The organism is Pseudomonas carassii (genome assembly GCF_036324045.1).
Taxonomy (GTDB): domain Bacteria; phylum Pseudomonadota; class Gammaproteobacteria; order Pseudomonadales; family Pseudomonadaceae; genus Aquipseudomonas; species Aquipseudomonas peradeniyensis.
Genome location: NZ_JAZDCT010000012.1, coordinates 53,328 through 71,200 on the forward strand (window position 1 = coordinate 53,328; position 17,873 = coordinate 71,200).

14 protein-coding genes are annotated in these 17,873 nt (G+C 67.1%); 7 read left to right on the forward strand and 7 right to left on the reverse strand.

The window, feature by feature from the left end; translation table 11 throughout:
- Positions 1–12 precede the first annotated feature (12 nt).
- From V0R62_RS11215 to V0R62_RS11225, 3 genes are all read right to left on the reverse strand, one after another.
- On the reverse strand, positions 13–2,487 hold the full coding sequence (locus V0R62_RS11215) for a TonB-dependent siderophore receptor (RefSeq protein WP_330103766.1): 2,475 nt from the start codon (positions 2,485–2,487) through the stop codon (positions 13–15).
- Positions 2,488–2,584: 97 nt separating this feature from the next.
- Positions 2,585–3,535, reverse strand: coding sequence for a FecR domain-containing protein (locus V0R62_RS11220; RefSeq protein ID WP_330103767.1), 951 nt, complete (start codon positions 3,533–3,535; stop codon positions 2,585–2,587).
- Positions 3,528–4,043, reverse strand: coding sequence for a sigma-70 family RNA polymerase sigma factor (locus V0R62_RS11225; protein WP_330103768.1), 516 nt, complete (start codon positions 4,041–4,043; stop codon positions 3,528–3,530). The genes V0R62_RS11220 and V0R62_RS11225 overlap by 8 nt, the downstream gene beginning before the upstream one ends.
- Before the next feature lie 168 nt (positions 4,044–4,211).
- Between V0R62_RS11225 and V0R62_RS11230 the strand changes: the two genes are divergently transcribed.
- The 3 genes from V0R62_RS11230 (at position 4,212) to V0R62_RS11240 (ending at position 8,443) form a co-directional block, all read left to right on the forward strand.
- Entirely contained in the window at positions 4,212–4,838 is a 627-nt protein-coding gene (locus V0R62_RS11230) for a DNA-3-methyladenine glycosylase family protein (protein WP_330103769.1), read from the forward strand.
- Between the two features lie 89 nt (positions 4,839–4,927).
- Entirely contained in the window at positions 4,928–5,986 is a 1,059-nt protein-coding gene (ada, locus tag V0R62_RS11235) for a bifunctional DNA-binding transcriptional regulator/O6-methylguanine-DNA methyltransferase Ada (RefSeq protein WP_330103770.1), read from the forward strand.
- A gap of 54 nt (positions 5,987–6,040) precedes the next feature.
- Entirely contained in the window at positions 6,041–8,443 is a 2,403-nt protein-coding gene (locus tag V0R62_RS11240) for a DUF3772 domain-containing protein (protein WP_330103771.1), read from the forward strand.
- A gap of 175 nt (positions 8,444–8,618) precedes the next feature.
- Here V0R62_RS11240 and V0R62_RS11245 read toward each other — a convergent pair whose 3' ends face one another.
- From V0R62_RS11245 to V0R62_RS11260, 4 genes are all read right to left on the reverse strand, one after another.
- Complete coding sequence (locus V0R62_RS11245; protein ID WP_330103772.1) at positions 8,619–9,836, reverse strand: DUF3422 domain-containing protein; 1,218 nt, start codon at positions 9,834–9,836, stop codon at positions 8,619–8,621.
- A gap of 384 nt (positions 9,837–10,220) precedes the next feature.
- Positions 10,221–11,651, reverse strand: coding sequence for an aldehyde dehydrogenase family protein (locus V0R62_RS11250; protein WP_330103773.1), 1,431 nt, complete (start codon positions 11,649–11,651; stop codon positions 10,221–10,223).
- Positions 11,652–11,664: 13 nt separating this feature from the next.
- Positions 11,665–13,164, reverse strand: a complete 1,500-nt coding sequence (locus V0R62_RS11255; protein ID WP_330103774.1) for a purine-cytosine permease family protein — start codon at positions 13,162–13,164, stop codon at positions 11,665–11,667.
- An 87-nt stretch (positions 13,165–13,251) separates the two neighbouring features.
- Positions 13,252–13,641: a YybH family protein gene (locus tag V0R62_RS11260; RefSeq protein WP_330103775.1), complete on the reverse strand. Its 390-nt coding sequence runs from the start codon at positions 13,639–13,641 to the stop codon at positions 13,252–13,254.
- A gap of 466 nt (positions 13,642–14,107) precedes the next feature.
- On the opposite strand from V0R62_RS11260, the gene V0R62_RS11265 reads away from it, so the two are divergent.
- Genes V0R62_RS11265 through V0R62_RS11280 form a run of 4 tightly spaced genes read left to right on the forward strand, consistent with a single transcriptional unit; the run spans position 14,108 to position 17,867 of the window.
- The gene (locus V0R62_RS11265; protein WP_330103776.1) at positions 14,108–14,797 is read left to right on the forward strand and encodes a hydrolase; all 690 of its coding nucleotides are present in this window, start codon (positions 14,108–14,110) and stop codon (positions 14,795–14,797) included.
- Between the two features lie 36 nt (positions 14,798–14,833).
- The gene (gene ycaC, locus V0R62_RS11270) at positions 14,834–15,454 is read left to right on the forward strand and encodes an isochorismate family cysteine hydrolase YcaC (protein WP_186735430.1); all 621 of its coding nucleotides are present in this window, start codon (positions 14,834–14,836) and stop codon (positions 15,452–15,454) included.
- Positions 15,455–15,514: 60 nt separating this feature from the next.
- Positions 15,515–17,671, forward strand: a complete 2,157-nt coding sequence (locus V0R62_RS11275) for an FUSC family protein (RefSeq protein WP_330103777.1) — start codon at positions 15,515–15,517, stop codon at positions 17,669–17,671.
- Entirely contained in the window at positions 17,661–17,867 is a 207-nt protein-coding gene (locus V0R62_RS11280) for a DUF1656 domain-containing protein (protein WP_330103778.1), read from the forward strand. Before V0R62_RS11275 ends, V0R62_RS11280 begins: the two co-directional genes overlap by 11 nt.
- The last annotated feature ends 6 nt before the right edge of the window (positions 17,868–17,873 follow it).

Here is a 17,873-nt window from a genome sequence, read left to right on the forward strand (position 1 = left end):
GCCGGCCTGTATTCAGAAACTCCCGCGCAGGGTCACCGAGACGTTGCGCGGATCGCCCCAGTAGTAGCCGGTCGGCGTCGGCGCCACCTGGCGGTAGTACTTTTTGTCGAACAGGTTGTTGGCGTTCAGCTGCAGCGAATAGTTGTCGTTGAAGCGGTAGTTCACCATCGCGTTGTACACCGCATATCCCGACTGCGAGGCTTCGGCGCTGCCGCTGCGATTGTAGATGTCGCTTTGCGCCTGCACCCCGCCACCCACGGTCCAGGCCTGCAGCTCGCCAGGCAGGCGATAGCTGGTGAACAGGCGCAGCATGCGCTTGGGGTCGGTGGTGCGGATGGGGTTGCCGTTGGTGCCGGTGGTGTCCTTGAGGTATTCGGTGGTGTTGTAGGTGTAGCCACCGGTCACGTTCCAGCCCGGCAGAACCTCGCCAGATATCTCCAGCTCGAAGCCCTGGCTGCGGTTCTTGCCCGCGGCGACCTTGCAGTAGCCGCTGGTGTAGTTGGGCAGGCATGGGTTCGGCCCGCTGAGGTCGTCCAGCGCATTGCCGACCTGGTAGATGCGGAAGAACGCCAGCGAGGTGTTCAGCCGGCCCTCGTAGAACTCACCTTTGATTCCCGTCTCGTAGGCTTCGCCGGTGACCGGCTCGAGCACGGAGCCGGCAGCGTCGGTGTTGGTCTGCGGGTTGAAGATCTCGGTGTAGCTGGCGTAGGTGCTGAAGTTCTCGTTGAGGTCGTAGATCAGCGCGGCGTAGGGCACGATCTCGTTGTCGACGCTGAACTTGCCGCTGGCCTTGGTGTTGTTCTCCTGCTCGTAGTCGTACCAGTTGGCGCGGGCGCCGATGATCGCGGTGAGCGGGTCGGCCAGGGAGATGCGCCAGGTGGCGTAGGCGCCTTCCTGGGTGGTGCGGGTGCGCACCGGGTGGGCGGTGATATTGATGTTCGGGTTGGCCAGGCTGGTCTTCGGGTCCCAGGTGCGGATGTCGAACACGCCCGACTGCACGTTGTTGGTGGCCGAGGCGTAGGAATCGTTGCGGATGCGCTCGACGCCCAGCATCAGCTCGTGGGTGCGGCCAAGCATCTCGAACGGGCCATTGAGGGTGGCGCTGAGGTTGTTCTGCAGGCTCTCGCCGCCATCGCCTTCGGTCACCTGGTAGCTCATCAGGTAAGGGTTGCGGGTCGGGTTGGCGGTGCCGGTGGCGCGGCTGAAGTAGGTCTGCTTGAAGCCGTTGTCGTCCAGCTCGAAGTGGGTGCGCTGGGCCATCAGCTTGAGCGTCCAGTCGTTGTCGAAACGGTGCTCGAGCTCGGCGAAGGTCTGCAGGTTGCTGCGGTTCCAGCGGTTCCAGTCGGCGCCCAGGTAGGTGCTGCGGCCAAACGGCAGCGGCGAGCCGTCGTAGTCGGCCGGCAGGTTGCCCCAGGCGCCGGTGGCATCGAGCTGGGTCCATTCCAGGCCGGTGGTCAGGGTGGTGCTGTCGTCGAGATCGAAGGCCATCACCCCGTACAGCACGTCCTTGCGCTCCTGGCGTGACTGCTGGAAGTGGTCTTTCTCGTCGTGCACCGCGATCACCCGGCCACGCACGTTGCCGGTTTCGGTCAACGGCCCGGAGAGATCGGCGACGTAGCGCTGGGCGTCCCAGGTGCCGAGGGTGACGCTGCCTTCGCCCTGGAATTCATAGGTGGGGCGCTTGCGCACCAGGTTGACGGTGCCCGAGGGGTTGCCGGCCCCGCGCAGCATGCCGGTGGCGCCGCGCAGGACCTCGGCGCGGTCAAGGATCGCCGAGTCGCTCTGGATGAACGAGCCGCCGCCGCTGCTCTGCACCACGGTGGCGCCGTCGTACTGGATGGCGTCGATCTGGTAGCCGCGCGAGTAGTACTGCACCCGCTCGCTGTCGGTGAGGTTGACCACCACGCCGGGGGTCTGTTCGAGCAGGTTGGTGAGGTTGGTGATGTTCTGGTCGTCGATCCGCTGGCGGGTGACCACGGTCACCGACTGCGGGGTGTGGCGGATGCTTTGCGGGGTCTTGCCGATGGTCACTGCCCCGGTGGTGTAGGAGCCGCTGTGCTCGGTGGTCTCGCCCAGGCGGTTGCTGGAGATGCTGGTGGCGCCCAACTGCAGGGCGTCGCCGACGTCCAGGGCCGGGAGCAGCAGGAAGCTCTTGTCGCTTTCCTGTTGGACCTGCACGTCGCTGCCCCGCAGCAGGATCTGCAGGGCCTGGGCGCTGTCATGCCGGCCTTGCACGCCCTGGGTGGTCTTGCCCCGCAGGCTGGTGGCGTCGAACGACAGGTTCAGCCCGCCCTGGCGCGCCAGCTGGTCCAGGGCGGCGGCCAGCGGGCCGGCCGGGATGTTCCAGTCGCGCTGCTGGCTCTGGCTGGCGGGCGCGGCGCTTGCCGCTACCGGTGCGATGCTGGCGCACGCCACACTCAGGCCGAGGGCGGCAGCGTGGATGGCATGGCGCAGGGTGGCGTTGCGAGGGGAACACGGGCGGATCATGAAGCGCTCCTGAAGGTTGGCAGACCACTGTTCGGGCTTGTTTCCTTCAGGCCGGACGAGAATGAGATTCCACCTCATTTATTTTTTTGCGATGTTTTCAGGCGGCGGCGATGCTCACCCAGAAGCGCGTGCGGTAATCGACGCGCACCGGCAGGCTGCGGGCGACCAGCAGCAGGATCTGGTCGGTGTCGGCCAGCTGGAAGGTGCCGGAGACCTTCAGCCCGGCGACCTCCGGCGCGCAGCGCAGCAGGCCGGGGCGGTAGCGCGACAGTTCGTCGATGAACTCGCCCAGGGGCATCTGCTGCACGCTGAGCACGCCATCGGTCCAGCCCCAGGGGTCGTTGTGCAGGGTGGCGGGCTGGAAGTCGCCCTGGGCGAACACCTGCAGCACCTCGCCGGGTTTGACCTGATGCGCGGCGGCAGAGGCGGGGAACAGCGTCACCTCGCCCCTGCGCACGGCCAGCAGCAGGCCCTGGGCGTTTTCCCGCAGCAGCAGCTGGCCGCCCTGGGTGCTCAAGGCGCCGATGCGGGTGTCGATGCTGAACGGGCGGTTGTCGTTGGTGTTGCCGTCCAGGCTGACCTCGCCGCGCAGCAGGGTCAGCCGGCGCTGCTCGGCGCTGTAGCGCAGGTCGATGGCGCTGGCGGTGTTCAGGCGGATCAGGCTGCCGTCGCTGGCCAGCAGTTCGCGGCGCTCGCCGGTGGCGGTGCGGCTGTCGGCCATCAGCGCCGGCAGGCCCAGGGGCTCGCGCGCGGCCCAGCCGACGCTGGCGCCGAGCGTCAGCAGCGAAAGCAGCTTGAGGTGGTCGCGCCGGCTCATGCGGCGGCGCTCGCTGCCGGCCAGGGTCTGGCGGCTCAGCTCGGCGGGCAGGCTGGCCAGTTCGTCGCCGAGGCTGCTGACCCGCTGCCAGGCCTGGGCATGCTGCGGGTGGCTGGCCAGCCAGCGCTGGAACTGCTGTTCGGTGCGTGGGCCGGGGCTGTCGTAGCGCAGTTTCACCAGCCATTCGATGGCCTGGTCGACCTGGGCCTGGGTCGGGTTCTGGTCAGGCATCGGCGTAGCGGATCCGATAGCAGACACCCAGGGCCTTGGCCAGGTCGCGCTCGACCGTGGCCCGGGACACGTCCAGGCGTTGCGCGACCTGGGTGAGGGTGAGGCCGTCGAGCTGGGCCAGCAGGAACGCCTGGCGCACCCGTGGCTTGAGGCGTTGCAGGGCGCGGTCGAGGCGTTCGAGGGTGTCGAGGATCAGCAGGCGCTGTTCCTCGCTGGGTGCCTCCTGTTCGGGCAGGCTGGCCAGGCTCTCGAGGTAGGCTTTTTCCAGGGCGCGGCGGCGGAACTGGTCGATCATCAGGCCGCGGGCGATGCTGCTCAGGTAGGCCCGCGGCTCCTTGAGCGGTGAAACCTGGCGCGCCTTGAGCAGGCGCACGAAGGTGTCCTGGGCCAGGTCCGCGGCGTGCTCACGACAGCCGACCCGGGCACCGAGCCAGCCGCGTAGCCAGCGGTGGTGCGCCTGATAGAGCAGATCGACCTCGGCCGGTTTCAGCGTGTCATCGATCTGCATCGTCTGGAGAGCCTGCCCGGATAATGTGATTGTTAATAGTTCTCAATTCTATGCGGGGCGCGGCGGGCGGAGCAATGGTATGCCAGTAATTCGATGCGCAAGATTGAGCGTTTCACCGATGAACGGTTGGGCTAGGCTAGGGGATCGTGACTTGTGCGAATGCCCTTGATGATCCTTGCAGACCTTTCCCCGCAGGCCTTTGACGAAGCCGCTGCCTGGCTGGCCGGGCAGGACCCGGACTGGGCGCGGCATATTGCCGCCGTGGGGCCTTGCCTGCACCGTGCCACGCCCGGACGCGAGCCGTACGAGGCGCTGGTGCGGGCGATCGCCTACCAGCAGTTGCATGCGCGGGCGGCCGAGGCGATCCTCGGGCGATTACTGGCGCTGTTCGCGGAGGGGGCGTTTCCCTCGCCCGAACAGTTGCTGGCGGTGACGCCGGAGGCGATGCGCGCCTGTGGGTTTTCCGCGAGCAAGATCGCCACGGTTCACGGGATTGCCCAGGCGCGTGTGGCGGGCGTGGTGCCCAGCCGGGAAGAGGCGCTGCATATGCCGGACGCCGCACTGGTCGAGCGCCTGGTGGCGTTGCGCGGAGTGGGGCGTTGGACGGTGGAGATGCTGCTGATCTACAGCCTGGAGCGATCGGATATCCTGCCGGTGGATGATTTTGGCGTGCGCGAGGGGTATCGGCGCATGAAGGGGTTGGACAAGGCGCCGACGCCTGCGCAGATGCGGGTATTGGGCGGGGTGTGGAGCCCGTATCGGACAGTGGCGGCCTGGTACCTGTGGCGGGCTTGAAGAGGGTCGTCAAAGACAACGCAAGATTCGGAGTGTTCGCTGCCGGATAGCCAGCCAAGCTCATCGCATCACTTAGCAGGAGAGGCGTCATGAAGCCCGCCCCGACCACCTACACCACCGACACCGAACGCTGGCACGCCGTGCAGGCCCGCGACACAGCCGCCACCGGCCATTTCGTCTACGCCGTGCGCACCACCGGCGTGTATTGCCAGCCCGCCTGCAAGTCGCGTCTGGCCAAGCGCGAGAACGTCGAGTTCTTCAGCGCCGCCACCCAGGCCGAGGCCGCCGGCTATCGCCCGTGCAAGCGCTGCAAGGGCGGGCAGGGCAGCCGTCGCACCGAGCTGGTGGCCCGCGCCTGTCGCCTGATCGAGGCCAGCGAGACCGCGCCCAACCTCGACCAGCTCGGCAGCGAGCTGAACGTCAGCCCGTTCCACCTGCACCGCCTGTTCAAGGCCGAGACCGGCCTGACCCCCAAGGCCTATGCCTCGGCCTTCCGCGCCCAGCGTCTGCGCCAGCGCCTGGACGCCGCCGGCAGCGTCACCGAAGCCATCTTCGACGCCGGCTACAACTCCAACAGCCGCTTCTACGAAAGCGCCGGCGAGCGCCTCGGTATGCGCCCCAGGGAATACCGTGCCGGCGGCAAGGGCGCGACCATTCGTTTCGCCCTGGCCCAATGCGCTCTCGGCGCGATCCTGGTGGCCCAGAGCGAGCGGGGCATCTGTGCGATCCTGCTCGGTGACGAGCCGGAACCACTGCTCAAGGACCTGCAGGACAAATTCCCCAAGGCCCAGCTGATCGGCGGCGATGACGCCTTCGAGCGGCTGGTGGCCGAGGTGATCGGCTTCGTCGAGGCGCCGGCCCTGGGCCTGGCGCTGCCTCTGGATGTGCAGGGCACGGCGTTCCAGGAGCGGGTCTGGCAGGCGCTGCGCGAGGTGCCGGCCGGGACCACGGTCAGCTACACCGACATCGCCGAGCGCATCGGCGCGCCCAAGGCCGTGCGGGCCGTCGCCCAGGCCTGCGCGGCCAACGCGATCGCCGTGGCCATTCCCTGCCACCGGGTGGTGCGCCGCGACGGCGACCTCAGCGGCTACCGTTGGGGCATCGAACGCAAGCGTCAGCTGCTGGACCGAGAGACGGCACTCTCCTGAGCCTCCAGACCGCGTAGAATTCACGCCCTGTCGAGTTGTGTAGAGGAACATTCGATGAGGCGTGTCAGCCTTGACCGATTCTATGCGGGGATTTTCGCCCTGCTGTTATGCCTGGCCGTGCCGGCCTGGGCCGCGCCAGCGACGCCGGTATCGCGCCTGGCCGTGGCCGAGCAGCAGGTGCTGGACGAGAACGCCAGCCTGGAGGAGTTGAGCGAACGGCTCGACCAGATCCGCCAGGGCGTCACCAGCAATGCCAACGACGACCTGCTCGCGCAGTTGCGCCAGTCGGCCCTGCAGGTGCAGCGCCAGGCCGATGTGCTGGTCACCCAGCGCACCGCCGACGTGCAGCGCCTGGACGACCAGCTCAACGTGCTTGGCCCGCCGATGGAGGAGGAGGCCGAGAGCCTGACCCGCCAGCGCAAGCAGCTCAACGACGAGAAGAACAAGCTGGTCGCCGAGCAGAAGGACGCCACCACGCTGACCCAGTCGGCCCGTGACCTGTCGACGCAGATCGTCAACCTGCGCCGCAGCCTGTTCAACTCGCAGATCACCAGCCGCGCCGCCAGCCCGTTGAGCCCGGCGTTCTGGTCGAGCCTGATCCGCCCCACCGATGACGACGTGGCACGCCTGCGCGACCTGCGTGGCGAGGTGTCGGACGCCATGGCCAGCGCCTTCAGCGCCGAGCACCGCTGGCTGTTCATCACCGCGCTGGTGGCGGCGGTGCTGGTCTGGACCTTGGTACGGCGGGTGCTGGAGCGCCTGTTGGCCGATGCCATGATCCGCTGGCTGCCCGAAGGCCGCCTGCGCCGCAGCGCGCTGGCGCTGAGCGTCAGCCTGGCAACCCTGGGTACGATTTCCGGCTCCGTGTCGCTGCTGCGCTGGGGTCTGGAGAGCAGCGCCGACCTTGGTACGGATCTGGCCAGCCTGACCAACCATATCCTCGCCCTGGTGATCTTCAGTGCCTTCATTTCGGGCCTGGGCCGCGCCATGCTGATGCTGCAGCGCCCGTCCTGGCGCCTGCCGCCGATCGCCGACGAAGTGGCCAGCGCCCTGGGCTGGTTCCCCAAGGTCCTGGCCCTGGCGCTGATGGTGCTGCTCACCCAGGAGCGCATCAACAGCGTGATCGGCACCAGCCTGGCGCTGACCCTGGCCACCAACGGCCTGACCGCGCTGGTGGTGTCGCTGCTGTTCGTCGTGGCCCTGCTGCGCTACCGCCGCGCCCACCGCCAGCATGACCTGGAGCGGCCCAAGGGCCTGGCCGGGCTGATCCCGTTCGTGATCGTGGTGTGGGTGCTGGCGATCCTGCTGACCCTGCTTGCCGGTTACCTGACACTGGCCTACTTCCTCACTGCCAAGCTGCTGTGGATAAGCGTGGTGGTGGTCTGTGCCTACCTGCTGGTCACGGTGTTCGGCGATTTGTGCGAAACCCTGCTGTCGCCCCGCCAGCCCGGTGGCCTGGCGCTGGCCTCGGCGCTTGGCCTGCAGCAACGCCACCAGGCCCAGGCCAGCACGGTGTTGGCGGGCATTGGCCGCACGCTGCTGCTGTTCGCCGCCGCGCTGCTGGTGTTCATGCCTTCGGGCACCAGCCCGGGCGAGCTGCTGCTGAGCCTGGCGGACTGGGACGGCACCGGCGGCAAGGTGCTGGGCAACCTGAACATCGTGCCTCAGGACATCTTCCTGGCCGTGGCGATCTTCCTTGGTGGCTGGTTCGCCATCCGCGTGGTCAAGCGCTGGCTGAGCGAGCGCCTGCTGCCGGAGACCGACATGGACGCCGGCATGCGCGCCTCGCTGGTGACCCTGGTCGGCTACCTGGGCTTCCTGTTCCTGGCCATGCTGGTGATGTCCACCTTGCACATCAACCTGACCAGCCTGACCTGGGTGGTCAGTGCGCTGTCGGTGGGTATCGGTTTCGGCCTGCAGCAGATCGTGCAGAACTTCATCTCCGGCCTGATCCTGCTCACCGAGCGTCCGGTTAAAGTGGGCGACTGGGTGAGCCTGGCCGGTGTCGAGGGTGACATTCGCCGGATCAACGTGCGCGCCACCGAAATCCAGATGTCCGACCGCTCGACGGTGATCGTGCCTAACTCGCAGTTCATTTCGCAGAACGTGCGCAACGTGACCATGGCCAATGCCTTGGGGGTGGTCAGCGTTACCCTGACGCTGCCGCTGGAAACCGATGCCAGCCATGTGCGCGAGCTGCTGCTGGCGGCCTACAAGGACCATGAGTCGATCCTCGATGCGCCGGCCACGTCGGTGACCTTCAAGGATTTGACCAGCAGTGGCATGGTGATCGCGGTCAGTGGCTACGTGGCCTCGCCGCGGCAGGTGTCGAGCACGCGCAGCGACCTGCTGTTCACCATCCTCGGGCGCTTGCGTGACGAAGGCATCGCCCTGTCGTCGCCGCAGAGCATGGTGCTGGTGCAGGAGAATGGGCGACCGGCCGACGAGCCGGCGTGAGGCCATCTCGGCTCTTGGTAGGAGCGGCCTTGTGCCGCGAAAGGGCCGCAAAGCGGCCCCGAGATCTTTGCTCAACACTGAAATCTGGGGCCGCTACGCGGCCCTTTCGCGGCACAAGGCCGCTCCTACAGAGATCGTGCAAGAATTGATGACGCGGGTTGGCTCCGCGCCGTTTTCAATGCTGCTTGGCTCGTCGAATCCTCATCAGGATTACCAGCAGCACCAATCCCGCCACCGGCGCCATCCCCAGCATCGCCTCCCGCGCCGTCAATCCCGCCCCCAGCACATTCAACCCGCCATACAGCAGCTTGAACAGGTTCAGCAGGTAGTAGGTGATGGCAATGATCGACAAGCCTTCCACCGCCCGCTGGATCTTCACCTGGGCATCGGCCCGGGCATTGAGGCTGCGCAGGATCTCGGCGTTCTGCTCCTCCATCTCCACCTGCACCCGCGCCTGCAGCAGGTCGCCCAGGTTGGCGACGTTCTTCGCCAGCTGCTCCAGTCGCTGCTCGGTAGCAACGCAGTAGCGCAGGGTCGGCTTGAATCGCCGCTCGATGAACACCCCCAGGCGCTGGCAGTCGGCGACATGGCTCTCACGCAGCTCGCCCAGGCGTTCGAACACCAGTTGCGCATAGGCCTGGCTGGCGCCGAAGCGGTGGCGGGTCTGCACCGTGCGGTCGACCACCTGGCGTGACAAGTGGGCGATGGCTTCGAGCAGGGCCTTGGAGTCATGGGCCGCGCTGCTGGCGCCGCGCTCGGAAAGGCTCACCAGGGTGGCGTCGAAATCGTCCAGTTCCTGGCTCAGGGCCTTGGCCGTGTCCAGGGTCAGCGAGGCCATCATGCGGTAGGTCTCGATCTCCAGCAGGCGGCGGATCATGCGGCCCTGGCGGTAGGCGTTGAGCCGGCGGTTGATGAACAGGAAGCGGTTGGTGCCGCCCCCGGTCAGGCGGAAATCGCTCCACACCACCGCATCGCCACCGCCGACGCTGGAGCCGCAGGGGTCCTTGAAACCATAGCGGCCGAGGTCCAGGTCCTGTTCGTCGCGAACCAGCACCTGCACGGCGTTGATCACCTGCGCCGCCTGCGGGGCGATGGCCTCGGCTAGCACGGCGGGCAGGGGGGGCCAGTCGCTGTCGTGGGTCGTGCAGGGCACCACCAGGGTCAGGGTGAAGAATTCGGTGTGGCGTTCCCACTTGAACGGGTGGCCGTCCAGCCGGGTGATGCCCTGGGCCGCATGGGTGTCGGGGGCCTCGGGGCAGCAGCGTTGCAGCAGGGCCTGGCAGGCGTTGGCGTCGCCGAGCACGGCAAGGTGGTAGACATGCGCCGGGTCGTCGAAGTACAGCGACGGGCGGGCGTGCAGTTCGTTGTGCAGGGCGGTGCGAAGAGGATGCATGGGTGGGCTGGCCTGGTGTTGTGATTGTGGGGCTACCAGGAGGTGTGACTTCAGGGGGCGGGGCAAAAGTCACGGGGTGTCGGGGCCGCGTGTTCGGGAATTACACCTGCCTGTGTAGGAGCGGCCAGTCAATCCTGTGCCATTACCGGGTCCGCCTTGTTGGTACGACGCGGTTTCAGTGTAGGCACCACTGGCGCCTCATCTGTCTCAAGACAGGCACCAAGGCGGGCAACCATGGCCTGACAGGTTCGGCACGTTGCAACAAATGTGGGAGCGGCCTTGCGTCGCGATGCGCCGAGCGGGCGGCGCTCGCTCTCGCAGGCGCTGCAAGGCTGCCGTCGAACACCTGCCAGCCTCGCGCGCCCTGTGAAAGGGCTCAGCTACTCACCCCAAACACCGCGTCACATGCTTCACCGACTGATACCCCGAAAGCCCCCAAGGCCCAAGCTCTCGCCCAATGCCGCTGCCCTTGGTCCCGCCCCACGAGGTCTCGACGAACACCGCCTGCACCGAGTTGATCCACACATGCCCGACCTCCAGCGCATCGGCCACGCGCTCGGCGCGCTCCAGGTCGGCGGAGCAGACGGTGGCCACCAGGCCGAAGCGACTGTCGTTGGCCTGGGCGATAGCTTCGGCCTCGTTGCCGAAGCGCCGCGCGCACAGCACCGGGCCGAAGATCTCCTCGCTCCACAGGCGGCTGCTCACCGGCACATCCACGTACAGCGTCGGGCTGACGAACCAGCCGTCGCGGTCCAGCGCCTTGCCGCCGGCCAGGCACTTCAGGCCCTCTTCGCGGGCGGTGGCGAAATAGCCGGCGACCTTGAGCCACTGCGCCTGGCTGGTCAGTGGCCCCATGTCCACTTCTTCCGCCAGCGGGTTGCCCACGCGCAAGGCTTCCAGCGCTGCCTGCAAGCGCGGCAGCAGGGTGTCGGCGATGCCGTCCTGCACCAGCAGGCGCGAGGTGGCCGAGCACATCTGCCCGGCGTTCCAGGTGATGCCGGCGACGATCCACTCCACCGCCTGGTCGACATCGCAATCGTCGAACACCACGATGGCCGACTTGCCGCCCAGCTCCAGCGTCACCGGCCGGCACTGGGCCGCGGCGGCGCGCATCACCTGGCTGCCGACGCCGTTGCTGCCGGTGAACGACAGTTTGTCCAGGCCGTTGTGGCCGCTCAGGGCGGCGCCGGTCTCGGCCTTGCCACCCACGATGTTCAGCACGCCGGCCGGCAGGCCCAGCCCCTCGGCGATCTGGCCGTAGGCCTGCTCGATCAGCGGGGTGACCTCGGAAGGCTTGAGTACCACGGTGCAGCCGGCCGCCAGGGCCGGGGCGAGCTTCCACGCGCTGGTCACCAGCGGGAAGTTCCACGGCACGATCAGGCCGACCACGCCCACCGGCTCCAGGCGGGTACGGGCAGTGAAGCCCGGCGCTGCCAGAGGCACGTCGCGGTTCTTCGCCGGCAGTTGCTCGGCGAGGTCGGCGTAGTAGGCGAAGGTGGCGATGGCGTCGTCCAGGTCGATCTCGGCCTCGTGGCGCGGCTTGCCGTTGTTGCGCATCTGCAGGGCGATCAGTTCGTCGCGGCGCAGGCCCAGTTGTTCGGCGAAGCCGCGCAGGTAGGTGGCGCGCTCGGTGGCGCTGACCGCCTTCCAGGAGGTCAAGGCACGACGCGCGGCGGCCACGGCCTGGTCGACCTGGGCGCTGCTGGCGGCCATCAGTTCGGCGAACGGCTGGCCGTCGGACGGGTTGTGGACAACGATGCAGTCGCTGCCCTGGCCTTCGACCCAGTGGCCGTCGATGTAGTGAGGTGTGGTCATGGTCGGATTCCGGTCAGGCCATTTCGGCGGTGGTCACGGGCTTTACGGGTGTGCTTTTGCAGCGCACCCAGCGCGGGCCTTGTGGGCCATACACGCCAGCGGGTTCGGGGAACAGGTTGAGCAGGATCAGGTACAGCACGGCGGCGATGCCCAGGGTCACCGGCAGGCTCAGGTCTATGCCGCCGGCGAGTTCGCCCAGGGGGCCGACGAACTGCCCGGGCAGGTTGACGAAGCACAGGCCGACGGCCGCGCTGGGGATCCACGCGCCCATGCCGCGCCAGTTCCAGCCGTGGTCGAACCAGTAGTGGCCGCCCTGCTGGCCACGGGTGAACACCTGCAGGTCGTCGGCGTGGTAGAAGCCGCGGCGGGTGATCAGGCCGAGGATCATGATCACCATCCAGGGGCTTGTGCAGGTAATGATCAGCACGGCGAAGGTCGACACGCTCTGCACCAGGTTGAAGGTGAAGCGGCCGACGAAGATGAAGCCGATGGCCAGCACGCCGATCAGCAGGGTGGCGGCGGCGCGGCTGAGCAGGCGCGGGAACACGCTGGACATGTCCAGGCCGGTGCCGTACAGCGCCGTGGTGCCGGTGGACATGCCGCCGATCACCGCGATCAGGCACACCGGCAGGAAGAACCAGCCCGGCGAGATCGCCAGCAGGCCGCCGACGTAGTTGTTGGCGGCGATGTAGTCCGGCGCTTGGCTGGCCACCAGGGTGGCGGTGCACAGGCCGAACAGGAACGGGATCAGCGTGGCGGCCTGGGCGAGGATCACCGCCAGCATGATGCGCGACTTGGCGGTTTCGCGCGGGATATAGCGCGACCAGTCGCCAAGGAAGGCGCCGAACGACACCGGGTTGCTCATCGCCAAAATCGCCGCGCCGACGAACGCCGCCCAGAAGCCGGCCTGGCCGAGGTTGACGCTGCCGGCGTAGCCCGCGTCGAAGGGCCCGGCGAAGGCGAAGATGCCCAGCAGGAACAGCAGGCTAGAGGCCCACACCGCGATCTTGTTGACCCACAGCATGAAGCGAAAGCCAAAGATGCACACCACCAGCACCAGCACCGCGAACAGGCCGTAGGCCAGGCCCAGGGTCAGGTCGGTTTCCGGCAGGCCGACCAGGCGCTTGGCGCCGCCGACCAGGGCATCGCCCGAGCTCCACACCGACAGCGAGAAGAACGCCACGGCGGTCAGCAGCGACAGGAACGAGCCGACGATACGCCCGTGCACGCCGAAGTGGGCGCCGGACGATACCGCGTTGTTGGTGCCGTTGAGCGCGCCGAACAGGCCCATCGGCGCGAGGATCAGCGCGCCGACGCCGACGCCGAGCAAAATTGCCCAGACGCCAGCCTGGAACGACAGCCCGAACAGCACCGGGAAGCTGCCCAGTACGGCGGTGGCGAAGGTATTGGCACCGCCGAAGATCAGGCGGAACAGGTCCAGCGGGGAGGCGTCGCGTTGATCGTCGGGGATCTGTTCGACGCCATTGGTCTCGATACCGGTCGAGTGGCTCATGGTGATGCTCCAGCGCGAATGTTGTCGGCCGTCGGGCGGCCTTGTTGTGGGTGCGATGGCAGTGCGGCAGGGCCGCTTGAAAGGGAATCAGGCCGGCGAGACGGCCGACAGGTGCTCGTGACAGGCCAGCCAGCGCTCGCCGTGCAGTCGGAAGACGATGGTCTCGCGCTCGTTCAGGTCGAGGGTTTCGCCGGCCACGCGCAGGCGCGTGGCCACATCGTGCATGAAGATCGCCACGTCGCCCTGCAGGCTCAGCTGCGCGTTGCTCGACTCGCAGCCGAGCACGGCGAATCCGTCCGCCTGCCAGCCCGCCCAGAGATCTTCATAGGCGCGGCGTGACAGCAGCGGTTGCGGCACGGTGTGGAAGAGAAAGGTGGCGTCTTCGCTGAAGCAGGCGAAGTAGCGGGCGGTGTCGTTGCTGGCGAAGGCGGCGACGAGGTCGGCGGCGGCCTGCCGTACCTGGAGTGTCTGGTCCACGGGAGTGGCCTCACGGTTTATTGTGATTGTTGGTGAAGCGATTCTGGTGGGGGCGGGCGGGGGGAAAAATCGCTGTGGGCAAATAATCAGTTCAGGAAATCGTGAACCAATGGGGTGACCGACCAAGTAACCGACCAAGTAACCGACCAAGTAACCGACTAAGTAGCGCTGCTAAAAATTGCCGATCCGTCAGGCTGGTGATTGGGGGCAGGCACTCATCATCGTTCCCCCAGCGCAACTCTGAGGGTTCACCCATGGGCCTACCGGCCCGCGTCTCTCCTCTCTACCGTTAGCCCTGTCGCCCGCCTGGCCCCAGGCCGCACGGGCATTTGCCACGGCCCGCCGACTGACGGTCGCTTCGTTCAGCCTGCGTTGCCTACTCTCATAGTCCCCACTGTGGATGTGTGGGGCGCGGTCCGACCGCAGCGGCCAGGATGGCCTGTTCTCACACCAAGAGGAGAGAACGATGAGCAATTTCTCGCAAGTCGCCAACTTCGAAGGCCAGGTGCCACGCATCGACCCCGACAACGCCACCATGCTGCTGATCGACCACCAGAGCGGCCTGTTCCAGACGGTCAAGGACATGCCCATGACCGAGCTGCGGGCCAATGCCATCACCCTGGCCAAGGTCGCCAGCCTGGCGAAGATCCCGGTCATCACTACCGCCTCGGTACCCCAGGGCCCCAACGGCCCGTTGATCCCGGAAATCCACGAGGCCGCGCCACATGCGCAATACGTGGCCCGCAAGGGTGAGATCAACGCCTGGGACAACCCCGAGTTCGTCGCCGCGGTGAAGGCCACCGGGCGCAAGCAGCTGATCATCGCCGGCACCATCACCAGCGTGTGCATGGCCTTCCCCAGCATCAGCGCAGTGGCTGCCGGCTACCAGGTGTTCGCTGTCATCGACGCGTCAGGCACCTACTCCAAGATGGCCCAGGAAGTGACCCTGGCGCGGGTGGTCCAGGCCGGCGTGGTGCCGATGGACACCGCCGCCGTCTGCTCCGAGGTGCAACGCACCTGGAACCGTCCGGACGCCGCCCAGTGGGCCGAGGCCTACAGCGCGGTGTTCCCGCACTATCAACTGCTGATCGAGAGCTACGCCAAGGCCCAGGCCGTCGCCACCGGTCATGAGCAACTGGACTCGCAACGCAACTGAACCTGGCTGTTTCCCATCCAAGTAAGGAGATTCACCATGGCATTCCAATACAAGCGTCTGGACAAGAACAACGCCGCGGTACTGCTGGTCGATCACCAGACCGGGCTGCTGTCGCTGGTGCGCGACATCGACCCGGACCGGTTCAAGAACAACGTGCTGGCGCTGTCCGACCTGGCCAAGTACTTCAAGCTGCCGACCATCCTCACCACCAGCTTCGAGACCGGCCCCAACGGCCCGCTGGTGCCCGAGCTCAAGGAGCAGTTCCCCGAGGCGCCCTACATCGCCCGCCCCGGCAACATCAACGCCTGGGACAACGAGGACTTCGTCAAGGCGGTGAAGGCCACCGGCAAGAAGCAGCTGATCATCGCCGGCGTGGTCACCGAGGTGTGCGTGGCCTTCCCGGCGTTGTCGGCGCTGGAGGAGGGGTTCGACGTGTTCGTGGTGACCGACGCCTCCGGCACCTTCAACGAGCTGACCCGCGACTCGGCCTGGCGTCGCATGGAGGCCGCCGGCGCGCAGTTGATGACCTGGTTCGGCGTGGCCTGCGAGCTGCACCGTGACTGGCGCAACGACATCGAAGGATTGGGCACGTTGTTCTCCAACCACATTCCCGACTACCGTAACCTGATGACCAGCTACAGCAAGCTGGCCAAGTGACGGTGTGTCCGGGCCCCGGTGCTGGGGCCCGGACCCGCCTTGTCGGTTACGAGGTAATGGATGGCTCCACTGATTGCCTATTTCAGGCTTGCCCTGCGCCCCGGGCGCGATGTGCTGCTGTTCGCGCTGCGTACGGTGGTGGCTGGCCTGCTGTGTCTCTACCTGGCGTTTGTGTTCGACCTGGAACAACCGAAATGGGCGCTGATGACGGTGATCATCATCAGCCTGCCGCTGGCCGGCATGACCCTCAAGCGCAGCCTCGCGCAGGTGCTCGGCACCGTGGTCGGCGCGGCGGTGGCCGTGCTGCTGATGGCGTTGTTCGCGCAGATGCCGTACACCCTGCTGGTCAGCCTGGCGCTGTGGCTGGGGCTGTGCACCGCCGGTGGCACCTTGCTGCGCTATACCGATTCCCATGCCTTCGTGCTCAGCGGCTTTACCGCGGTGGTGGTGGCCATGCTGGCCGTACCCGAGCCCGAGGGCACCTTCATGCTGGCCGTCACACGGGTTACCGAGACCTTGCTGGCGGTGGCCTGCGTGGCCGTGGTCAGCCTGCTGACGGCCCGCCCGCAGGCGGTGGCCAACAGCTATTTCGCCAAAGTCGACAGCCTGCTGAAACTGATCGCCCAGCATGCCGCCGAGGTGATCCGCACCGAAGAGGACGAGGCCGCATTCGGTCAGCGTCAGGCCCGGTTGATCGCCGAGGTCAGCGCGCTGGAGGGGTTGCGTCGGCACCTGTACTTCGATGCCCCGCACCTGCGCAGCGGCGATGGGCTGGTGCAACTGTTCGCCAACCAGCTGGTGCTGCTGGTTTCGCGACTGCTGGTGCTGCGTCAGCAGCGTGAGCTGATCAAGGCGCACTGGCATGGGCCGCTGCCCGCGGATATCCAGCTGCTGCGCGACGCCGAACTGGCCAGCCTGGATGCGCTGGCGCGTGACGGTATGGCGCTCTCGGCAGCGGACCGCGAGGCCCTGCGCACCCTGTACAAGGGGTTCGATGACGCCGCCGACCGTGCGGAATTTCTCAATGAGCCACTGCCCCCGCACCTGCGCGCCCTGGCCTGGGCCTTGCGCTGGGAGCAGGCGCGCCTGCTGCAGCAACTGGACGAGCTGATCGAGCTGAACGAGGCGATCCAGCAGGGTCGTCTGGCCAGTTGTCCCCAGCAGCAGGGGCGCGCCAGCGCCTTGCACCTGGACTGGCCACTGGCGGCGATGAACGCCGTGCGCGCCTGCCTGGCCCTGCTGCTGATCGGCGGGTTGTGGATCGAGAGCGCCTGGGATGGCGCGCGTTCGGCGGTGATCCTGATGGGCGTGATGTGCTCGCTGATGGCGACCTTGCCCCGACCGCTGCTGGCCAGCCAGAACTACAACCGCGGGCTGTTGGTGGGCATGGGCTTGTCCGCGCTCTATCAGTTCGCCCTGCTGCCGCTGTTCACCGACTTCGAGATGCTTGCCCTGTGCCTGGCACCGCTGCTGTACCTGGCGGCGGTCGGCCTGGCCAACCCGATGACCGCGGGGATCGGCATGGGCATCGGTCTGATCAGCCTGCTGATGATCGGGCCGCAGAATATCGGGGCCTATCACAACAGCGATATCCAGTGGTTCGAGTTCGCTGGTGGCTACCTGGTGGCCGGGGTGCTGGCGATGGCCGTGTTCGCGCTGGTCTTTCCGTTCAATGCGCAGAAACGCATCGCTCGATTGTTTCGCCAGACCCGTGAGGATGTGCGCCGCCAGGTGCTCGGGAACGGTTCGCTGGCTGGGCAGTTCGCCTTCGAGAGCCTGCTGCTTGATCGCCTGTCGGCGCTGATTGGTCTGCTGCCGGCCGCTACGGACATGACCTCGCGCGAGCGTGTCGAGTGTGCGCTGGTATGCCCGGCGCTGGCCATCGCCCTGGGCCAGGCGCGCGCCTTGTGCAACAGTGACCTGGCGTTGCCGTCGGCGACCCGGACACGCTTGCGGGAAAGCCTGCAGGGTGTCGCCGACTTCGTCGGTGGCCAGGGCGGGGTGGCGCTCGATCCGCTGTTGCGGGAACTGGACGATCAGGCGCAGTTGCTCGATGCCCTGCATGGCGCGCCAGGGCAGATGGGGCGTGACGCCTTGCGCCGACTGTTCATCCTGCGGGTGGCGCTGGCGGTGGCCGGGCAGTTGCTGGCGCGTTATCGCCAGGTGCTGGAAGCTGAACGATCGCGGCTGTTGCCGGAGGTGGCCAATGCCCATTGATTTCGAGGTGGGCGGGGTCTACCTGCCGCCCATCGCCCAGGCGCTGCTGCTGGCGCTGCCGTTGTTTCTGCTGATCGATGCCTTGTTGCGCCGGGTGGGCGTGCTGGCATTCGTCTGGCATCCGGCGCTGTTCCAGGGTGCCTTGTACACCGCGATTTGCGCGGCCCTGTTGTTGTGGATGGGAGTGAGCAGGTAGATGTCG